The sequence below is a fragment of the Bradyrhizobium embrapense genome (assembly GCF_001189235.2).
GTDB lineage: Bacteria > Pseudomonadota > Alphaproteobacteria > Rhizobiales > Xanthobacteraceae > Bradyrhizobium > Bradyrhizobium embrapense.
In genome coordinates this window covers 265,931-284,312 of the sequence record NZ_LFIP02000008.1, presented here as the reverse complement: position 1 = coordinate 284,312, position 18,382 = coordinate 265,931, and the positions used below count along the sequence as shown (strand labels likewise).

Genomic DNA, 18,382 nt, shown 5'->3' with positions numbered 1-18,382 from the left:
GATGACCGACGCCGTATTCAGGACACAAGCTTCGCTTACCGCCGCCGAGACGCTGGAGAGCCCGGCACGGCGCGCCTTGCGGCGGCTGATCCGGCGCAAGGGCGCCGTGCTCGGCCTTGCCGTGATCGCGCTCTTTGTTCTGCTTGCCGTCTTCGCGCCGCTGATCGTGCCCTACGATCCGGTCGCGACGAGCTGGTCGCTGGTGCGCAAGGCGCCGTCGATGCAGCACTGGTTCGGTACCGACGAGCTCGGCCGCGACGTGCTCGCGCGCGTCGTGTTCGGCGCCCGCGCCTCGCTGCTCGCCGGCGTCATCTCGGTCGGCATCGCGCTTGCGATCGGCGTGCCGCTCGGCCTCGTCGCCGGCTATCGCGGCGGCTTCATCGACGCGCTGATCAGCCGCATCACCGATGCCATGCTGGCCTGCCCGTTCCTGATCCTGGCGATTGCGCTCGCCGCGTTCCTGGGCCCAAGTCTCAGCAACGCCATGATCGCGATCGGCGTCTCGGCGACACCCATTTTCATCCGCCTGACCCGCGGCCAGGTGATGAGCGTCAAGGTCGAGGATTATGTCGAGGCGGCGCGCGCCATGGGCAATCCGCGCTGGCGCATCGCGCTGGTCCACATCCTGCCCAACATCCTGCCGGCGCTGCTGGTGCAGGCCACGCTGTCGATCGCTGCCGCGATCATCGCCGAAGCCGCGCTGTCCTTCCTCGGCCTCGGCCAGCAGCCGCCGGCGCCGTCCTGGGGCAGCATGCTCAACGCCGCGCAACGTTTCCTGACCAGCGCGCCATGGATGGCGATCTGGCCGGGGCTCGCGATCTTCCTGGTCGTGCTGTCGTTCAACCTCGTCGGCGACGGTCTGCGCGACGCGCTCGATCCGAAGGCGCGGTAGTGGGTCGTACCACAGCGAGCGCCTATCCTCTCCCCGTCACCCTGAGGAGCGCGGAACGCGCGTTTCGAAGGGTCGGCGGCCACCAGCCGGGCCGTGCATCCTTCGAGGCTCGCTCCCCTCGTCCCTGAGGATGACGGGACCGGCAAAATCAACTGCCTCTCGACTTAAACCACCACCTCGCGCAGCACCCTCCTGCAATCCATCTCGTATTCGAGATCGATCACCGGCGGCCGGCAGAAGTGCCAAGTCAGGCCCGAGCGTGTGGCGCCGCGGCGGACCAGTTCGTCGGCGAGCACGGGATGGATGTCGTGCACGGTGTAGGCCTGCACCGCGGTCGTGTCCTGCCAGCCGAAGCTGAATTCGGCAAGGCGGCGCTCCATCTCACTGGCAGTGAAGCGGACCTTCTCGCGCCACGCGCCGGGGCTGAGATCGCGATAGCAGACGATGCGGTCGGGGTAGCTCGCCGTGCCGCTGCGTGCCTCGGCGCCGCCGGCGATCACGAAGGACGGTGACGTGCTCGTGCTCGGCCGCGTGAACGAGAACGCGTGGAACGACGGCTCGGCCGGCGGATCGATCTCGGGACAGACATTGCTGCGCGCCACCGGATTGATAGTACCGTCGAACAGGCCCCATTCGGCGAGCGTCTTGACATAGTGCTGGTTGAAGGCGCGGAAGCCGTCCTCGGTGAAGGCTGCCGGCGAACGCAGCTCGCAGGCACAGAACGAGGTCAGCGGCCGGCCGGCGTCCTTGATGTAGGCCGCAATCCGCGCAAAGCCTGCCGCAAGCGGCACCAGGCGATCGAAGCGCACCCGCTCGATCTCATACCCAGCGTTGGCCTGCGCACCGCTTGAATATTGGAACACGGCCGGAATGAACCGGTAATTGCCCGCCGCAAATTCGCTCGCCATGCCTGCTTCCTCCCAATCTTTGCGGCGAGGCTAGCACGAGACGAAGAAAAGGCGGCAGTGGCTTTCGCCAGTGCCGCCTTCCCTGCGAGCATGAGCTTGGAGGGCTCAGGTCGGTTTCAAGGCGCCGCCGCGGCCTTCGAGCTCGTAGTCGGCGATCTGCTTGGCGCGGTCCGAACGGGCGGCGGCCTGGTGGTCGGTCGCGATCACGGTGTAGACCATCGGCAGCACGAACAGGGTGAACAGCGTGCCGATCGTCATGCCGGTGACGACGACGAGTCCGATCGAGAAGCGGCTCGCCGCTCCGGCGCCCGAGGCCGTGAGCAGCGGCAGCAGGCCGGTGACCATGGCCGCCGTCGTCATCAGGATCGGACGCAGGCGAATCCGGGCCGACATCTCGATCGCCGAACGGCGGTCCAGTCCCTCGTTGAGCTGCAGTTCGTTGGCGAACTCCACCATCAGGATGCCGTGCTTGGTGATCAGTCCGACCAGCGTCAAGAGGCCCACCTGGGTGTAGATGTTCATGGTGGCAACGCCGAAGAACAGCGGGATCAGGGCACCGACGATCGCCATCGGCACCGAGATCATGATCACGAACGGATCGCGCAGGCTCTCGAACTGCGCCGCCAGCACCAGGAAGATGATGATGATGGCGAACGCGAAGGTGACCAGCAGCTGGTTGCCTTCATGGACGTACTGCCGGGAGTCGGCGAGGAAGTCGTAGCTGAAGCCGGACGGCAGCTTCTTGGCTTCACCCTGCAGGAACTCGACCGCCTGGCCCATCGAGACGCCGGGCATCGGCACGGCCTGGAAGGTCGACGAGTTGAGCTGGTTGTAGTGGGTCAGCGCGTTCGGATCGACGCCGGTCTCGACCGAAACCACGGTCGACAGCCGCACCAGCTGCCCGGTCGCGGTCGGCACATAATAGTTGTCGAACGATTCCGGCGCGAGGCGGGCGGCGCGCGGCACCTGCGGGATCACCTGATAGGAGCGTCCTTCCAGGTTGAAGCGGTTGACGTAGTTGCCGCCGAGCAGCGTCGCCAGCGCGCCGCCGATCGACTGCATGGTGATGCCGAGGTCGCTCGCCTTGGAGCGATCGACCTTCACGCGGACCACCGGCTGGTTGAAGTCGAGGTCGCTGTCGGTGACGATGAACAGGCCGCTCTTGCGCGCGGCTTCCTTCAGCTTGTTCATCTGGTCGAACACCTGCTGGAAGCCGGCGGTCGAAGAGATCACCATCTGCACCGGAAGACCGCCGGGGCCGCCGGGCAACGGCGGCAGGCTGAACGCGAACGCGCTGACGCCCTCGATCTTCGACAGCTCGGCCTGCACCAGCGGCTGCAGCGTCTGGGCCGAGCGCTTGCGCTCATCCCACGGCTTGAGCAGCATGCCGGCGAAGCCGCCCTGCGGACCGGTGATGCCGTTCAGGATGAACCGCAGGTCGGTTTCGGGAAACTTCTGGAACTCCTTGTCCATCTTGTCGCCGTAGAAATCGATGTAGTCGATGTTGGCGTATTTCGGCGCCTTGGTCACCGCGAACACGATGCCCTGGTCCTCCTGCGGCGCCAGCTCCTTCTGGATGTGCATGTAGAGGAAGCCGACCAGGCCCAGGATGGTCACGGCGAACAGGGCCGTGATCGGGCGGTAGTCGAGCGAACGGTCGAGCTGGCGGCCATAGGCACGCGTCACCGCGCCGAACACGCGATTGACCAGCTTGGCGAAACGGCCCTCTTCAGCGCTCTTGAGGAACACCGAGCACATCATCGGCGACAGCGTCAGTGCGATCACGCCCGACACGATCACCGAGCCGGCCAGCGTGAAGGCGAATTCGCGGAACAGCGTGCCGGTGACGCCGCCGAGGAAGCCGATCGGCGCGTACACCGCGGCGAGCGTGATCGTCATCGAGATGACCGGACCGACGATTTCGCGCGCACCTTTCAGCGATGCCTGCACCGGTGGCAGGCCCTCCTCGAGATGTCGATGGATGTTCTCCACCACCACGATGGCGTCGTCGACCACGAGACCGATCGCCAGCACCATCGCCAGCAGCGTCAGCAGGTTGAAGCTGAAGCCTGCGGCCAGCATCAGGATGCAGACGCCGACCAGCGACAGCGGAATGGTGACGACAGGGATGATCACCGAGCGCAGCGAGGCCAGGAACAGGAAGATGACGACGACCACGATCAGGACCGCTTCGGTGAGCGTCTTCTCGACCTCGTCGATCGACGATTGGATGAACTTGGTGGAGTCGTAGGCCACCTTCATCTTCATCGACGGCGGCAGGTTGCGCTCGAGGTCCGGGAACAGCGCGCGGACGCCCTTCACCAGGGTCAGCGGGTTGCCCTGCGGCGTCGCCTTGATGCCGATGAAGATCGCATGCTCGCCGTTGAAGGCGACGCTGGCGTCGGTCGACTGCGCCGCGAGCTCCACCGTCGCGATGTCCTCGATGCGCACGAAGCCGCCGTCCTTCGCCTTCACGATCATTCGCTTGAACTGATCGATGTTCTGCAGGTCGGTATTGGCCGAGACGTTGGAGACGATGAAGAAGCCCTTGGTCTGGCCGGCGGCCGCCTGGAAGTTATTGGCTGCGATCGCGGCCGCAACGTCGTTCGGCGACACGCCGCGTCCGGCCATCCGGGTCGGGTCGAGCCAGACGCGCATCGCGAAGGTCTGGCCGCCGAGGATGTCGGCCGATGCGACGCCGTCGACCGTCGAGAGCACCGGCTGCACGACGCGGGTCAGATAGTCCGAGATCGCCGATCCGGTCAGCTCCTCGCTGGAGAAGCCGAGATACATCACGGCGATGGTGTCACCGGTCGCCTTGGTCACGACCGGATCGAAGGCTTCCTTCGGGATCAGATATTTGACCGAATTGACCTTGGCGAGGACTTCGGTGAGTGCCTGGTTCGGATCGTGATTGAGCTTGACGTAGACCTGGATCGTCGAGGTGCCGAGCACCGAATTCGACGTCATGTAGTCGACGCCTTCGGCCGACGCGACCGCCTGCTCGATCGGCGTGGTGATGAAGCCGTTGATCAGCTCCGGCGACGCGCCGGGATACGACGTCGTGATCGTCACGACGGTATTCGACAGGTTCGGATATTGCCGGATCGGCAGCACCATCGCCGCGCGCAAGCCGATCAACAGGATCAGCAAGCTGACGACGACCGACAGCACCGGGCGCTTGATGAAAATATCAGTGAAGGCCATCGCCAACTCGATTCGTGTTGTCTGCCGGTTGCGGCAACATGTGGCGGAGGGCCAACCGGCCCTCCGAGTTCAGATTGTGAAGATCAGTAGCGCGGCGGCTCGGCCGGAACCGGCGGCGCCGGATCTTTCGAGATCTCGACAGGCATGCCCGATTGCAGCTTGATCTGGCCGACGGCCACGACCTTGTCCCCGGCCTTCAGGCCCTTGAGGATCTCGACGCGGCCCTGCACACGATTGCCGGTCTTCACGAAGGTGCGCTCGGCGGTCAGCGTGGTCTTGCCGTCGTCGCCCTTCTTCTCCGTGATCAGGAACACCGAGTCGCCGTACAGCGTGTAGTCAACCGCGGTTTCGGGAATGGTCACGACGGGTGGCTTCTCGGGCATCACGATCGTGGTGGTCGCGAACATGCCGGGCTTGAGGATGCTGTCCGGATTCTGGATCGTGGCCTGCACCCGGATGTTGCGGGTCTCGGTCGCGATCTGCGGCTCGACGGTCGTGATCTTGCCCTCGAAGGTGCGCCCCGGATAGGCGTCGACTGCGACCCGCACGAGCTGGCCGACCTTGATCTGCGAGCTCTGCTTCTCGGTCACGGTCAGGTTCGCATACAGCACCGACAGGTCGGTCAGCGACACGATCTGCGTGCCGGCCGTCAGATACTGGCCGACTTCGACCTGGCGCACGCCGAGATCGCCCTCGAACGGTGCACGCACCAGCTTCTGCGAGATCAGGGCTTCGGTCTTGGCGATGCCCGCCTTGGCCTGGTCGTAAGCGGCCTGCGCCGTGTCGACGGTCGACTGCGGACCGAACTGGCGCGACGCGAGTTGCTTGGCACGATCGAGTTGCAATTCGCCCACGGTCGCCTGCGCCTTGTAGTTGGCAAGGTCGCCCTGCTCCGGAGCATCGAACAGCTGGACCAGCGGCGTTCCCGCCTTCACATGGCTGCCCGCCGTGAACAGGATCTCGGTAATACGCCCCGACACGTCGCTGGTGACGTTGACCTGATGCACCGCGACGAGATCGCCGACAGCGGTCAAGAGGTTCGGAATCACCTCGGTCTTCGCCTCGGCGACCGAGACGTTCGACGGCGGCGGCTTATTGTTGGCGAAGAACTGCGCGATCATGTGGCTGCGGAAGGCGTTGAAGCCGACCAGCGCGCCGACCAGCAGGGCCAGCAACAATCCCACGATGATGAACCAGCGCACCAGACGGACGGGACGCTTGGCCTGCTTCTCCTTGATCGGTTGCCCCGAGATGTGGCTTTCGGTCTGAATATTCATGTCATGCACTTTCTGCAGTTACCGACGGTCCTGCGCTCGGCGACGGCTGGCGGCCCAAATGAGTTGAAATTGCGGCTTCGGTAAGTCCGATGCCGCGAAGAATGAACTGGCAGAGCTGCCGCTCGGCCGCAGCGGCATCGCCATAGGGGAGACATGGTGTCGCAGGCAGCTGCGTCAGCGCGCCCATAAGCACGGTATGGTGCGCAAACCAGAACAGGTTGAGCGGCTCGTCGCCGATCCGCGTCGCCTCGCCGGCGGCGATCGCGCGCTCGAGCGAGGCAGCGAAGGTCGGGCCGATCAGCTTGCCGACCTTGTCGTAGAGCAGGCGCGCAAACTCGCCATCGTCGAGATGGCTCGTCACCATCAGCCGCATCCGCTGCGCCTCTTCTTGGTCCGGCGCGTCGCGCAACTGCATGAAGTGGCCGACCATGCCCTGCACCAGTTCAACCAGCGTCGCAGTCGACGGCTCCTGGCCGAGCAGATGCACGAGATCGGGATCCGCCTCGCACTCCTCGGCAAGAATCTCGGCGTAGAGAGCCGCCTTCGATGGGAAGTGCTTGAACAGCAGCCCTTCTGAAATGGCAGCCGCGGCCGCCACGCTCTTGGTCGTGGTGCCGGCAAAGCCGTTGCGGGCGAAACACCGCTTTGCGGCGCTCAGGATCAACTGACGCCGCAAGTCACTCGTCATGCGTAAGGTCGACATTTGGGTCGTGAGTAATCACTCACTTTACCAAAAGTCAAGGTTCTATTGCACCGCGAGAGCTACTTTAAATTGGAGTGTGGCCGATCGACCCTCTGATGCGGTTGACGATGTAGGTGCCGTCGCGGCTGGACAGCACGCGCTCCAGATTGGTCCCATCGATCTTCGCGCTGGCAAACCGTGGTCCGGTCGTAACATCTTGCAAAGACGACGCAAAAGCCTCGACCTCGGCCATCGTGCTGATCGCGCGGCTATCGGCGATTCCGCAGGCTTTGGCAACACCCGCGAGATCGGCGGTTCCGCCGGTATGGCTGGCCTGGCCGCCGGTCTCGCCATAGGCCTCGTTGTCGAGCACGATCATCGAGAGGTTTTTCGGCTGCTGCAGCGCGACGGTCGCAAGGCTTCCCATGCCCATGAGCATCTCGCCGTCACCCGTGATCACGACGACCGGCAGCGTCGGCTGGGCCAGTGCGAGGCCGAGCCCGATCATCACGGCGCCGCCCATGCCGCCCCAGAGATAGAAGTTGCGGTCGTGGTCGCCGGCGGCGGCGATGTCATAGGTCGATGCGCCGAGGCCGCCGACGGCGAAGGCGCCCTTGCGATCCCTGAGCAGTTCGGAAACCACCGCGCGGCGGTCGAGGAGATTGGCTTTGCTCATTTGGTGAAGACCTTTGCCCCGATCAGACGCTGCGACAGCAGCACGGCGGTTGGCGTGCAGGCGTTGTAGGCTTGCGCCGCGCCGGCCTCGACGACCTCGCGCACCTCGTCCGGACGCGAGGCGCGCAGCACCTTGATCCCCGCCAATTCGAGAATGCCTTGGGTGTTCGAGCCCATCGGCACCTGCCAGGGGTTGAACTCGCCCCACTCGCCGCGCATCGTCACCAGGGTGAGGAACGGCAGGCGGAAGATCTGCACCAGCGACAGCATATTGATGCAATTGCCGACCCCGCTCGACTGCATCAGCAGCACGCCGCGCTGGCCGCCGGCCCAGGCGCCTGCGAGCAGCGCCACGCCCTCCTCCTCGGTGGTTAGCGCAATGCCGCGCATCGAAGACGATCCCAGTACGCGCTCGATCAGTTCGGAATGCCCGGCGTCCGGCACATAGGGCACCTGACGCACCTCGAAGCGCTGCAAAATCGAAAAAATCTCCTCGGGCCAAGAGGCCGCGGACTCGGCTCGGGCGTGCATCGGCGTTTCCGGCTCTCTGTTGTTTGGTCGCGACTGTAGAGGCGCGCGCAAGCTTCATCAAAGCGCAAAACCGCATATGGCTCTGCGATTTCCTCGCATCGCGCGGCGCACGGCGCGCTGCTCCCGATCCTGCAAATTGTGTTGCGCGGCCCTTGCCCGCAGCTTACGATAGTTGCAAATGAAACTAATAAAGGGCTGGATATCCGCCATGAACGGGCACGCGCGAGAGCTGGCTGACCGCTTCGACCTGGAAAAGCTGACGGCTGACTTCTACGCCGACCCCTACCCGACCTATCGCGCGCTGCGCGAACACGCGCCCGTCAAGCGGCTGCCGAACGGCTGCTATTTTCTCACCCGCTACGACGACCTGATCGCCGCCTACAAGAACACCAGGACGTTCTCCTCCGACAAGAAGAAGGAGTTCCTGCCGAAATACGGTAACTCGCTGCTCTACGAGCATCACACGACCAGCCTCGTCTTCAATGACCCGCCGGCGCACACCCGCGTGCGGCGGTTGATCATGGGTGCCTTGTCGCCGCGGGCGATCGCCGGCATGGAGCCGGACCTGATCGCGCTGGTCGACAGCCTGCTCGACCGGATCGAGACCCGCGACCGCTTCGAGCTGATCGGCGACTTCGCCTCCGCAATCCCGGTCGAGGTGATCGGCAATTTGCTCGACGTGCCGCACGACGAGCGCGAGCCGCTGCGCGACTGGTCGCTGGCGATCCTGGGCGCGCTGGAGCCGGTGATCGGCAAGGACGCGTTCGACCGCGGCAATGATGCGGTGAAGGATTTCCTCGCCTATCTCGAAACCCTGGTCGAACGCCGCCGCGCCAAGCCGGGCAATCCCGAACGCGACGTGTTGACGCGGTTGATCCAGGGTGAGGACAATGGCGAGCGGCTGACCGCGAAGGAATTGCTGCACAATTGCATCTTCCTGCTCAACGCCGGGCACGAGACCACGACCAACCTGATCGGCAACGGGCTGGTGACGCTCACCCAATATCCCGAGCAGAAGCAGCGGCTGATCGCGCAGCCCGAGCTGATCAAGACCGCGGTCGAGGAGATGCTGCGCTACGAGAGCTCGAACCAGCTCGGCAACCGGATGATCGTGGAGGAGACCGAGCTCGGCGGCATCAAGCTGCCGCCCGGCACGCTGGTGACGCTGTGCATCGGCGCCGCCAACCGCGACCCCGCACAGTTCCCCAACCCTGAAGACTTCGACGTCGCGCGCACGCCGAACCGCCACCTCGCCTTCGGCACAGGCGCGCATCAATGCGCCGGCATGGCGCTGGCGCGCCTCGAAGGCGCCATCGCAATCTCGCGCTTCCTCAAGCGCTTCCCCAACTATGTGCTCGACGGCGAGCCGGTGCGCGGCGGCCGGGTGCGCTTCCGCGGCTTCCTCAGCGTGCCATGCCGGCGCGGTGCTTGATTCGATGACGACAGAGCAATTGCGCGAGCGCTGGGGCGATTCGCTGCTGACGGTGCTCACCGTGCTTCTGCTGGTCATGATGTTCGTGGTGGCGCCGCTGCAGGCGCTCGGCCTGTTCGAGTTCCAGGTGTTCGAGCTGTTGCTCGCCATCTTCCTGGTCGGCGGCGTATTCGTGATGTCGGGCAGCGCCATTGCCGTCGTCACGATGCTGGTCGCGCTCGCGATGATCGTGACCGGCGCAATCCTGCGGCTGCGCTCGCCCTCGATCCTCGATCTCAATCTGTTCGCCGCCTCGTGGCTGCTGGTCGGCATCACGATGGCGGTGACGGTCGCGCGCGCGACCTTCGCGCCGGGACGCGTCACCTATCACCGCGTGATCGGCGCGGTGCTGCTGTATCTTACGGTGGCGGTGATCTTCGCGGCGCTCTACACCTTCATCGGCACGCTGGTGCCGGATGCGTTTGCCGGCATGAAGGTCGAGGACCGGCCATCGCTCGCGAGCCAGCTGATCTATTTCTCCTTCGCCACGCTCACAACGACGGGCTATGGCGACGTCGCGCCGCTGCATCCGATTGCGCGCAGCCTCTGCAATGTCGAGGCGATCTTCGGCCAGCTCTATCCGGCGACGCTGCTCGCCCGGCTCGTCACGCTCGAACTCGCGCACCGCGATCAGGATTCGTAGCACGAACAGAATGGACCGAATTTGGTCCACAGCAATCCTTTAAGCCGCGCGGGCCGATACCCAAATCAGTGATAATATGCAGGGCGGCACCCATCGTGCCGGCCCAACTGGAGTGACGAAGCATGCGTCCGCCAGTCTCCGATTTCATCGCAAGGGAAGCGCGGTTCGGCGCCCAGAACTACGCGCCGCTCGGCGTCGTGCTGTCGCGCGGCGAAGGCGTCTGGGTTTGGGATACCGACGGCAAACGCTACCTCGATTGCCTGTCGGCCTATTCGGCGGTCAATCAGGGTCATTGCCATCCAAAGATCCTCGCCGCCATGGTCGAGCAGGCCGGCCGGCTGACGCTGACCTCGCGAGCCTTCCACAACGACCAGCTCGCCCCGTTCTACGAGGAACTCGCCGAGTTGACCGGATCGCACAAGGTGCTGCCGATGAACAGCGGCGCAGAGGCGGTGGAGAGCGCCATCAAGTCGGTGCGCAAATGGGGCTACGAGGTCAAGGGCGTGCCTGACGACCAGGCCGAGATCATCGTCTGCGCCGACAATTTCCATGGGCGCACGCTTGCGATCGTCGGTTTCAGCACCGACCCTGATACCCGCAAGCATTTCGGTCCGTTCGCGCCGGGCTTCAGGATCATTCCGTTCGGCGACGCCAGGGCGCTGGAAGATGCGATCACGCCGAATACCGTCGCCTTCCTGGTCGAGCCGATCCAGGGCGAGGCCGGCGTCATCATTCCGCCCGCCGGCTATTTCGCCGAAGTCCGCGCGCTCTGCACCCGCAACAACATCATGCTGGTCCTCGACGAGATCCAGACCGGGCTCGGGCGCACCGGCAAGCTGCTGGCGGAACAGCACGAAGGCATCGAGGCCGACGTCACGCTGCTCGGCAAGGCGCTGTCCGGCGGCTTCTATCCGGTCTCCGCAGTGCTCTCGAACAACGAGGTGCTCGGCACGCTGAAGCCCGGCCAGCACGGCTCGACCTTCGGCGGCAATCCGCTCGCCTGCGCGATCGCGCGCGCGGCGCTGCGCGTGCTGGTCGACGAAGGCATGATCGAGAACGCGACCGCCCAAGGCGCGCGCTTCCTCGAGGGATTGCGGAGCATTCGTGCCAACACGGTTCGCGAAGTGCGCGGACGCGGGCTGATGCTCGCGGTCGAGCTTCGGCCCGAAGCCGGTCCTGCGCGCCGCTACTGCGAGGTGCTGCGCGGGAAGGGCATCCTCGCCAAGGACACCCATGACCACACCATCCGGATCGCCCCGCCGCTGGTGATTACGCCCGATCAGGTCGATTGGGCGCTGGAGCAGATCGGCGCCGCGTTGACGCAGGACCTTTCGTGATGGCGGGATAATGGGCGGCTATCTGAACCGCAGGTTTGCACGGGAGAGCTGGCTGATCGAGGAGCATCCCATCAGCCGCATGTCCCGCACCAGCTCCGCCTGCAACAGACCAAGCGCCCGCTCGACTCCGGCCTGGCCGGCCGATGCCAGCGGATAAAGATAGAATCGTCCGAGCCCGACGGCCTTGGCGCCCAGCGACAGCGCCTTCAGCACGTGGCTGCCACGCTTGATGCCGCCGTCCATCATCACGTCGATCCGGTCGCCCACGGCATCGACGATCTCGGCCAGCTGATCGAACGCCGCCCGGGAGCCATCGAGCTGTCGGCCGCCGTGATTGGACAGGATGATGCCGGTGCAGCCGATCTCGACCGCGCGCTTGGCATCATCGACCGACATCACGCCCTTCAGGCAGAACTGGCCATTCCACTGCCGGACCATTTGCGAGACGTCGTCCCATGTCATCGCCGGATCGAGCATTTCGGTGAAATAGCGCCCGATCGACATGGTGCCGCTGCCCATATCGACATGCTCATCGAGCTGCGGCAGCTTGAAACTCTCATGCGTGACGTAATTGATGGCCCAGGCTGGCTTGATGGCGAATTGCAGCATGCCGCCGAGCGTGAGCCGGAACGGAATCGAGAACCCGGTCCTCAAATCGCGCTCGCGGTTGCCGCCGGTGATGCTGTCGACCGTCAGCATCATCACGTCGACACCGGCCTGCTTAGCGCGCTGCATCATCGCCGTGTTCAGGCCGCGGTCCCGGTGGAAATAGAACTGATAGACCTGCGGCGTCGCATAGGCCTTGCGCAATTCCTCCAGGCTCACGGTGCCAAGCGAGGACACACCGAACATCGTGCCGTATTTCGCCGCGGCGGCAGCGACGGCCCGCTCGCCCTGATGATGAAACAGGCGCTGCAGCGCGGTCGGCGAACAATAGAACGGCGCTGCCAGCTTCTGGCCCATCACGGTGACCGAGAGATCGACGTTCTCGACGCCGCGCAGGATATTCGGCACCAGATCGCAACGCTCGAAGCTCGCGGTGTTCTGCCGAAGCGTCGCCTCGTCGTCCGCCCCGCCGTCGATATAGTTGAAGATCGGCCCCGGAAGCCGCCGCCTCGCCAGCTCGCGGAAGTCGTGGAAATTGTGGCAATCGCTCAAACGCATGTCGTGCTCCGAAGGTCCGGACCGCGGGGTTCAACGGCCCTTAGCGCCGTTCATACCCACCGCATCCGGAATACCGGGCACACTTCGCCTTGTCCACCGAACCTGCCGTCGGATCAAACCACCGTCCGATGCCGCTCGATGCAGGTCTGCAGCACCTCATCCAGCGGCCGGCCCCACCAGTCATTCGAGAAGATCTCGACCTCAGAATAGCCCGCAAAACCCTGCGCCTCGACCATCGCGCGCACCGATTTGATATCGATCACGCCGTCACCCATCATGCCGCGATCGTTGAGGATGTCTTTGGTCGGCACCAGCCAGTCGCAGACATGGAACGCGAGCAGGCGATCCTTGCCTGCGCGGGCGATCTGGCTCTTGAGCTCGGGATCCCACCAGATGTGATAGACATCAAGCGCAACTCCGATCGCGCCGGTGCGGCCGGGATCGAGCGCGTCGCAGATGTCGAGCGCGTGTTTCGTGGTGTTCACGCAGGCGCGGTCGGCGGCATAGGCCGGATGCAACGGCTCGATCGCAAGCGGCAGCTTTGCCTGCTTCGCATAGTCCAGCAGCTCGGCAATGCCGTCATGCACCTGATCGCGCGCCGCCGCGATGTCCTTGGACGCTGCGCTGCCCGGCCGCGAATATTGCGGCAGGCCGCCGACCACCAGCACGATGCAGGACGCGCCGAGCGCTGCCGCCTCGTCGACCGCACGGCGGTTGTCGTCGCGCGCCTCGCTGCGATGCGCGCTGTCAGCCGTGAACATGCCACCGCGGCAATAGCCTGACAGGTCGAGCCCGGCGTCCTGCACCGCACGCGCGGCGCGCTCGAGGCCGACGGCGGCGACCTGGTCGCGCCAGGGATCGATGGCGCGGATGCCGTGACGCGCACAGGCATCGATGATGGCGAGGAGATCGCCCTGCTTGCGGACCGTCGCCGTGTTCAGCGACAGCCAGCGATGGTCGTTGGAGAAGTCGCGCATCAGGCGTCGATGCCCCGCGTCGCGAGCACGGTCTTCATCCGCTGCGTCGCCAGCTCCGGATTGGCGAGCAGCCCGGCCTGGTCGGCGAGCCGGAACAGCTCGGCGAGATGAACGGTCGAGCGCGCGCTCTCCTGCCCGCCGACCATCGTGAAATGATCCTGATGCCCGTTGAGATAAGCCATGAACACGATGCCTGTCTTGTAGAAGCGGGTCGGCGCCTTGAAGATGTGGCGCGACAGCGGCACCGTCGGGCCCAGCACGTCGTGGAAGCCGGCCGCGTCGCCCGCAGCCAGCCGCGACAGCGCATAGGACGCTGCCGGCGCGATCGCGTCGAAGATGCCGAGCAGCGCATGCGAGAAACCCTTGTCGTCGCCGGCGATCAGCTCCGCATAGTTGAAATCGTCGCCGGTGTACATTTTCACGCGCGGATCGAGCCGCCGTCGCATGTCGATCTCGCGCTGCTTGTCGAGCAGCGAGACCTTGACGCCATCGACCTTGGCCGCATTGGCGTTGATGATCACGACCGCGGTGTCCATCGCCTTGTCGAGATCGGCCGTGCCCCAGTAGCCTGAGAGCGCCGGATCGAACATGTCGCCGAGCCAATGGATGATCACGGGCTCGCGGACCTGCGACAGCACGCGGCCATAGACCTTGGCGTAATCCTCCGCATTCCTACCGAGCTTTGCCAGCGCGCGCGAGGCCATCAGGATGATGCGCCCGCCGGCTTTCTCCACCGCCGCGATCTGCTCCTCATAAGCACGGATCACGTCGTCGATCGACTTCGCGTCCTCGACCGCGAGATGATCGGTGCCGGCGCCCGAGAACACCAACGCGTTGCCTCTGGCCTTCGCCGCCTTCACCGAGCGCCGGATCAGTTCGAGCGAGGTCGGCCAATCGAGGCCCATGCCGCGCTGCGCGGTGTCCATCGCCTCGGCGACGCCGAGGCCGAGATCCCAGACATGCTCGCGGAACGCGATTGTCCGGTCCCAGTCGATCGCGGCCGCCAGCCAGGGATCGATATCGGCACGCGGATCGGCGACCACATGGGCGGCGGAGAACGCGACGCGATTGAGCGCGCCCTCGAGCTTTGCCGGAAAGCTCCGCGACGCCGCCAGGCGATAGGTTTCGAGGCTGCCGCCAGCGGTCGGCAGCTTCAGCGACAGCGACGACATCGGCAGGACCGGCTTGTTCATGACAAAGCCCTTTCTCAGACCACGATCGGGGCGACATCGATCCAGCGTCGCTCCTTCCAGCTCTTCAGCGCGCATTCGGCGAGTTGCACGCCCTTGGCACCTTCCAGCAGGGTGTATTTGTAGGGCGCATCCTCGCAGACGTGGCGGATGAACATCTCCCACTGCTCCTTGAAGCCGTTGTCGTAGACGACGTTCTCCGGCAGCTTCTGCCAGTCGGCATAAAAATCGTGCAGCCGCTTCTCGTCCGGATTCCACACCGGCCGCGGCGTCGCCTGGCGGGCCTGGATCACGCAGTCGGTCAGGCCCGCCACCGCCGAGCCATGGGTGCCGTCGACCTGGAAGGTGACGAGGTCGTCGCGGTAAACCCGCGTCACCCAGCTCATGTTGATATGGGCGATCACGCCGCCCTTCAGCTTGAAAGTCGCGTAAGCGGAATCGTCGGCGGTCGCCTGGTACTTCCCGCCCTTCTCGTCATAGCGCTCGGGAATGTCCGTGGTGCCGATGCAGACCACGCTCTCGACCTCGCCGAACAGATTGTCGAGCACGTAGCGCCAGTGGCAGACCATGTCCAAAATAATGCCGCCACCATCCTCGGCGCGGTAGTTCCACGACGGCCGCTGCGCCTCCTGCCAGCCGCCCTCGAACACCCAGTATCCGAACTCGCCGCGCACCGAGAGCATGCGGCCGAAAAAGCCGGAGTCGCGCAGGAAGGCGAGCTTCTTCAGGCCGGGCAGGAACAGCTTGTCCTGCACCGTGCCGTGCTTCAATCCCTTGGCATTGGCGAGCTTCACCACCGCAACGGCTTCCTCGAGATTGGTCGCGATCGGCTTCTCGCAATAGACATGCTTGCCGGCGTTGATCGCCTTGGTCAGCAGCGAGGGCCGCGCCTGCGTGGTGGCGGCATCGAAGAACACGGTATCGCCCTTGTCGGCGAGCGCGCGATCGAGATCGGTGGTGTGCCGTTCGATGTTGTAGCGCTTCGCCAACGCGCCGACCTTCTCGGCGTCGCGGCCGACCAGGATCGGATCGGGCATGATGCGGTCGCCGTTGGCGAGCAGCACGCCGCCCTGCTCGCGGATCGCAACGATCGAGCGGATCAGGTGCTGGTTGAGACCCATCCGGCCCGTGATGCCGTTCATGATCAGGCCGAGGCGTTTGGTCGTCATATCGTCTGCTCCTGCGAAACGCGTGGTGTTGGCCGCTTGAGCGGCTGCATGGTGGACCAGTCCGGATGGATCGAACTGGCAAAGCCTGATGCTGCGGCGATCGATCCCGTCAGCAGATCGCCGTCATGGATCGCAAGGCGAACCTTGCCGCCGTCGCGCATGTAGAGATCGGGATGCGCGGTGAGGAAAGCGTCGGCCTCATCGGCCGGGGTGTCGGCAAAGCCGTCGACGTAATGATGTCCGTTGCGCTCGGCATGGGCGACGCCGATCAGCGCACCGAGAGCAAGGTCCTGCTGCACGCCGAGCCCGGCCTGGCAGGTCAGGTCCTCTCCGCTGATGAAATATTCGCCGCCATCCGCGCTCCACGCTGCCGCGCGGGTGGCGTTGATGACCGACTTGTAGATGCCCTTGCACGATTTCGAGGAGATGCCGCGATAGCCGAGCGCCCGCGCCTGCGGGAAGGCATCATAGGAATCGTCCGCCTCATCGATGATGAAGCTGCGCGTGGCCAGCCCCCCGAGCGGCGAGGCTTTGGTGATATCACGCGGCATCGGCTGCTCGATGTAGAACAGGTTTGCCGCGATCGGCCGAAGCGCCGCGTCGTGATCGAGCCGGTCGACAAGTGCGCTCAACGCCGCAAGGTCGGCATATTGCTCGTTGGCGTCGAGCGTGACCTTGGTGGCGTAAGGCAGCCTTGCGAGCTCTCGGCCGATTCGCGCCAGCCGCGCGGCGTCATGGGCGGGATCGCCGTTCAGCTTGAGCTTGAAATAGCGCGCATCCGCATTCTCGTTGGGGTCGGCGACGCCGCCGTCCCCCTCAACCGTGTCGTCCATCCCGACCGTATGCCTGATGGCGACACGATCCAGCCGCCTGCGCGTCGACAGGAACCGCGCGATGACCGCGTCGTCGAGATCCGGCGTTAGCCGCGCATCGATACCGGCGATATTCCCGGCCATCCCCTCGAAGAAATTCACGCCGGCCGCGCGCAGCAACGCATCCAGGATCGCCTTGTCGATCTCGGCCGGGCCGAAGCCGGCGGTGAGCGGCGGAATATCCTCCGCGGCGCAGGCCGCAACCTGCGGGCCGATACATTTGGCATGCCGGCCGAACGCGGTGTCAAAGCCCTTCGCCAGATAGAGTTCGCGCGCAATCGCAAGCGAGCGGCGCAGGCCGTCGAGCGACTGCGCTTCCGTCAGGTGCGGCCGCTTGTCGAACCATTTGGGCGCCAGCATCTCGGCGCTGGCGCCGGTGGCGCGGCCCTTGCCTTCCACCTCGATCTCGACCCGCACGAACAACTGGGTCGACGCGGTGATCGTCACCGCGCCGAACCGGAATGGCCGGACGAACGGCAGCGGCCGTTCGAAGAAGGCGATATCGTTGACTTTGATGCGAGGCGGCATTGGAGGCTCGGTGTTAGTCCAGCGACCCCTGGGTAAAGAAATGCTTGCGGATCCGCTGCACCAGCTCGGTGAAGACGGGATCGGACATCGTCTCTAGCGAGCGTGGCCGCGGCATCGGCACGTCGTAGATCGCGGCGATCGCGCCGGGCCGCTCGGTCATGACAAGCACGCGGTCGGCGAGGAATACGGCTTCGGGAATCGAATGCGTGATCAGCAGCACCGTCTTGCCGGTCTCGCGCTGGATCCGCATCAGCTCGACATTCATGCGCTCCCGCGTCATGGCATCGAGCGCGCCGAACGGCTCGTCCATCAGCATGATCTTGGGATCGTGCACCAGCGCGCGGCAGATCGAGGCGCGCTGCTGCATGCCGCCGGACAATTGCCACGGCAGCTTCTTCTCAAAGCCCTCGAGCCCGACCAGCTTCAGCAGCGCCTTGGCGCGGGCGAGATATTTGTCGCGGGCGAGCTGCTTCATGTCGATCGGCAGCATCACGTTGGAGAGGATGTTGCGCCACGGCAGCAACAGCGCGTTCTGGAACACGATGCCGACATTGCCGTGCGGTTTCGTCACCGGCTCGCCGTCGACCAGCACCTCGCCCGTGGTCGGCGGCAGCAGGCCGGAGATCATCTTGAGCAGCGTGGACTTGCCGCAGCCGGAGGGCCCCACCACGACGAAGAACTCGCCGTCATTGATGGTGAAGTCGAGCGGCCGCAGCGACGGCACGTCGCCGTCGCGCGAGCGGTAGGTCTTCGACACGCCCGACAGCTTGATGCCGGCGGTGGCGCCGGCCGCGCGGTCCGAGACCAGGCGCAGATGCGCGGCGGGCTGCTCGGCAGCGCTCTTGATTGCCGATTTCAT

General features: G+C 65.1%; 16 protein-coding genes. 4 read left to right on the top strand and 12 right to left on the bottom strand.

The window, feature by feature from the left end:
* Position 1 precedes the first annotated feature (1 nt).
* Positions 2 to 892 (top strand): ABC transporter permease, encoded by an 891-nt coding sequence (locus AKN83_RS29770; RefSeq protein WP_050404563.1) that lies wholly within the window; start codon positions 2 to 4, stop codon positions 890 to 892.
* 164 nt (positions 893 to 1,056) lie between these two features.
* Here the strand turns inward: AKN83_RS29770 and cnbZ are convergent, their stop codons facing one another.
* From cnbZ to AKN83_RS29740, 6 genes are all read right to left on the bottom strand, one after another.
* Positions 1,057 to 1,800 carry a 2-amino-5-chloromuconate deaminase CnbZ gene (cnbZ, locus tag AKN83_RS29765; protein WP_063695590.1) on the bottom strand — a complete coding sequence of 248 codons (744 nt, stop codon included), beginning with the start codon at positions 1,798 to 1,800 and terminating at the stop codon, positions 1,057 to 1,059.
* A 105-nt stretch (positions 1,801 to 1,905) separates the two neighbouring features.
* A complete protein-coding gene (locus AKN83_RS29760; RefSeq protein WP_050404564.1) occupies positions 1,906 to 5,007 on the bottom strand; it encodes a multidrug efflux RND transporter permease subunit in 3,102 nt (1,033 codons plus the stop codon).
* An 83-nt stretch (positions 5,008 to 5,090) separates the two neighbouring features.
* A complete protein-coding gene (locus AKN83_RS29755; protein WP_050404565.1) occupies positions 5,091 to 6,284 on the bottom strand; it encodes an efflux RND transporter periplasmic adaptor subunit in 1,194 nt (397 codons plus the stop codon).
* Position 6,285: 1 nt separating this feature from the next.
* Complete coding sequence (locus tag AKN83_RS29750; RefSeq protein WP_050404566.1) at positions 6,286 to 6,987, bottom strand: TetR/AcrR family transcriptional regulator; 702 nt, start codon at positions 6,985 to 6,987, stop codon at positions 6,286 to 6,288.
* Between the two features lie 64 nt (positions 6,988 to 7,051).
* Positions 7,052 to 7,642 (bottom strand): thiamine pyrophosphate-dependent enzyme, encoded by a 591-nt coding sequence (locus tag AKN83_RS29745; protein ID WP_050404567.1) that lies wholly within the window; start codon positions 7,640 to 7,642, stop codon positions 7,052 to 7,054.
* Complete coding sequence (locus AKN83_RS29740; protein ID WP_050404568.1) at positions 7,639 to 8,172, bottom strand: thiamine pyrophosphate-binding protein; 534 nt, start codon at positions 8,170 to 8,172, stop codon at positions 7,639 to 7,641. Before AKN83_RS29740 ends, AKN83_RS29745 begins: the two co-directional genes overlap by 4 nt.
* A 208-nt stretch (positions 8,173 to 8,380) precedes the next feature.
* Between AKN83_RS29740 and AKN83_RS29735 the strand changes: the two genes are divergently transcribed.
* The 3 genes from AKN83_RS29735 to rocD all read left to right on the top strand — a co-directional run bounded on the left by AKN83_RS29735 (position 8,381) and on the right by rocD (position 11,623).
* Positions 8,381 to 9,604 carry a cytochrome P450 gene (locus AKN83_RS29735; protein ID WP_050404569.1) on the top strand — a complete coding sequence of 408 codons (1,224 nt, stop codon included), beginning with the start codon at positions 8,381 to 8,383 and terminating at the stop codon, positions 9,602 to 9,604.
* Positions 9,605 to 9,608: 4 nt separating this feature from the next.
* Complete coding sequence (locus AKN83_RS29730; RefSeq protein ID WP_050404610.1) at positions 9,609 to 10,286, top strand: potassium channel family protein; 678 nt, start codon at positions 9,609 to 9,611, stop codon at positions 10,284 to 10,286.
* A 122-nt stretch (positions 10,287 to 10,408) separates the two neighbouring features.
* On the top strand, positions 10,409 to 11,623 hold the full coding sequence (gene rocD / locus AKN83_RS29725; protein ID WP_050404570.1) for an ornithine--oxo-acid transaminase: 1,215 nt from the start codon (positions 10,409 to 10,411) through the stop codon (positions 11,621 to 11,623).
* Between the two features lie 18 nt (positions 11,624 to 11,641).
* On the opposite strand, the gene AKN83_RS29720 is transcribed toward rocD, so the two are convergent.
* The 6 genes from AKN83_RS29720 to AKN83_RS29695 form a co-directional block, all read right to left on the bottom strand.
* Complete coding sequence (locus tag AKN83_RS29720) at positions 11,642 to 12,787, bottom strand: alpha-hydroxy acid oxidase (RefSeq protein WP_050404571.1); 1,146 nt, start codon at positions 12,785 to 12,787, stop codon at positions 11,642 to 11,644.
* Between the two features lie 113 nt (positions 12,788 to 12,900).
* Complete coding sequence (locus AKN83_RS29715; RefSeq protein ID WP_050404572.1) at positions 12,901 to 13,764, bottom strand: sugar phosphate isomerase/epimerase family protein; 864 nt, start codon at positions 13,762 to 13,764, stop codon at positions 12,901 to 12,903.
* A complete protein-coding gene (locus AKN83_RS29710) occupies positions 13,764 to 14,957 on the bottom strand; it encodes a dihydrodipicolinate synthase family protein (RefSeq protein ID WP_050404573.1) in 1,194 nt (397 codons plus the stop codon). The genes AKN83_RS29715 and AKN83_RS29710 overlap by 1 nt, the downstream gene beginning before the upstream one ends.
* 14 nt (positions 14,958 to 14,971) lie before the next feature.
* A complete protein-coding gene (locus AKN83_RS29705; RefSeq protein WP_050404574.1) occupies positions 14,972 to 16,123 on the bottom strand; it encodes a Gfo/Idh/MocA family protein in 1,152 nt (383 codons plus the stop codon).
* Positions 16,120 to 17,523, bottom strand: coding sequence for a hypothetical protein (locus tag AKN83_RS29700; RefSeq protein ID WP_050404575.1), 1,404 nt, complete (start codon positions 17,521 to 17,523; stop codon positions 16,120 to 16,122). The genes AKN83_RS29705 and AKN83_RS29700 overlap by 4 nt, the downstream gene beginning before the upstream one ends.
* A gap of 13 nt (positions 17,524 to 17,536) precedes the next feature.
* Complete coding sequence (locus AKN83_RS29695) at positions 17,537 to 18,382, bottom strand: ABC transporter ATP-binding protein (protein ID WP_050404576.1); 846 nt, start codon at positions 18,380 to 18,382, stop codon at positions 17,537 to 17,539.

Bases quoted from the DNA above. Each gene is read 5' to 3' on its own strand.
- AKN83_RS29770 (WP_050404563.1), top strand. From the start codon at position 2: ATGACCGACGCCGTATTCAGGACACAAGCTTCGCTTACCGCCGCCGAG.
- cnbZ (WP_063695590.1), bottom strand. From the start codon at position 1,800: ATGGCGAGCGAATTTGCGGCGGGCAATTACCGGTTCATTCCGGCCGTG.
- AKN83_RS29760 (WP_050404564.1), bottom strand. From the start codon at position 5,007: ATGGCCTTCACTGATATTTTCATCAAGCGCCCGGTGCTGTCGGTCGTC.
- AKN83_RS29755 (WP_050404565.1), bottom strand. From the start codon at position 6,284: ATGAATATTCAGACCGAAAGCCACATCTCGGGGCAACCGATCAAGGAG.
- AKN83_RS29750 (WP_050404566.1), bottom strand. From the start codon at position 6,987: ATGTCGACCTTACGCATGACGAGTGACTTGCGGCGTCAGTTGATCCTG.
- AKN83_RS29745 (WP_050404567.1), bottom strand. From the start codon at position 7,642: ATGAGCAAAGCCAATCTCCTCGACCGCCGCGCGGTGGTTTCCGAACTG.
- AKN83_RS29740 (WP_050404568.1), bottom strand. From the start codon at position 8,172: ATGCACGCCCGAGCCGAGTCCGCGGCCTCTTGGCCCGAGGAGATTTTT.
- AKN83_RS29735 (WP_050404569.1), top strand. From the start codon at position 8,381: ATGAACGGGCACGCGCGAGAGCTGGCTGACCGCTTCGACCTGGAAAAG.
- AKN83_RS29730 (WP_050404610.1), top strand. From the start codon at position 9,609: ATGACGACAGAGCAATTGCGCGAGCGCTGGGGCGATTCGCTGCTGACG.
- rocD (WP_050404570.1), top strand. From the start codon at position 10,409: ATGCGTCCGCCAGTCTCCGATTTCATCGCAAGGGAAGCGCGGTTCGGC.
- AKN83_RS29720 (WP_050404571.1), bottom strand. From the start codon at position 12,787: ATGCGTTTGAGCGATTGCCACAATTTCCACGACTTCCGCGAGCTGGCG.
- AKN83_RS29715 (WP_050404572.1), bottom strand. From the start codon at position 13,764: ATGCGCGACTTCTCCAACGACCATCGCTGGCTGTCGCTGAACACGGCG.
- AKN83_RS29710 (WP_050404573.1), bottom strand. From the start codon at position 14,957: ATGAACAAGCCGGTCCTGCCGATGTCGTCGCTGTCGCTGAAGCTGCCG.
- AKN83_RS29705 (WP_050404574.1), bottom strand. From the start codon at position 16,123: ATGACGACCAAACGCCTCGGCCTGATCATGAACGGCATCACGGGCCGG.
- AKN83_RS29700 (WP_050404575.1), bottom strand. From the start codon at position 17,523: ATGCCGCCTCGCATCAAAGTCAACGATATCGCCTTCTTCGAACGGCCG.
- AKN83_RS29695 (WP_050404576.1), bottom strand. From the start codon at position 18,382: ATGAAATCGGCAATCAAGAGCGCTGCCGAGCAGCCCGCCGCGCATCTG.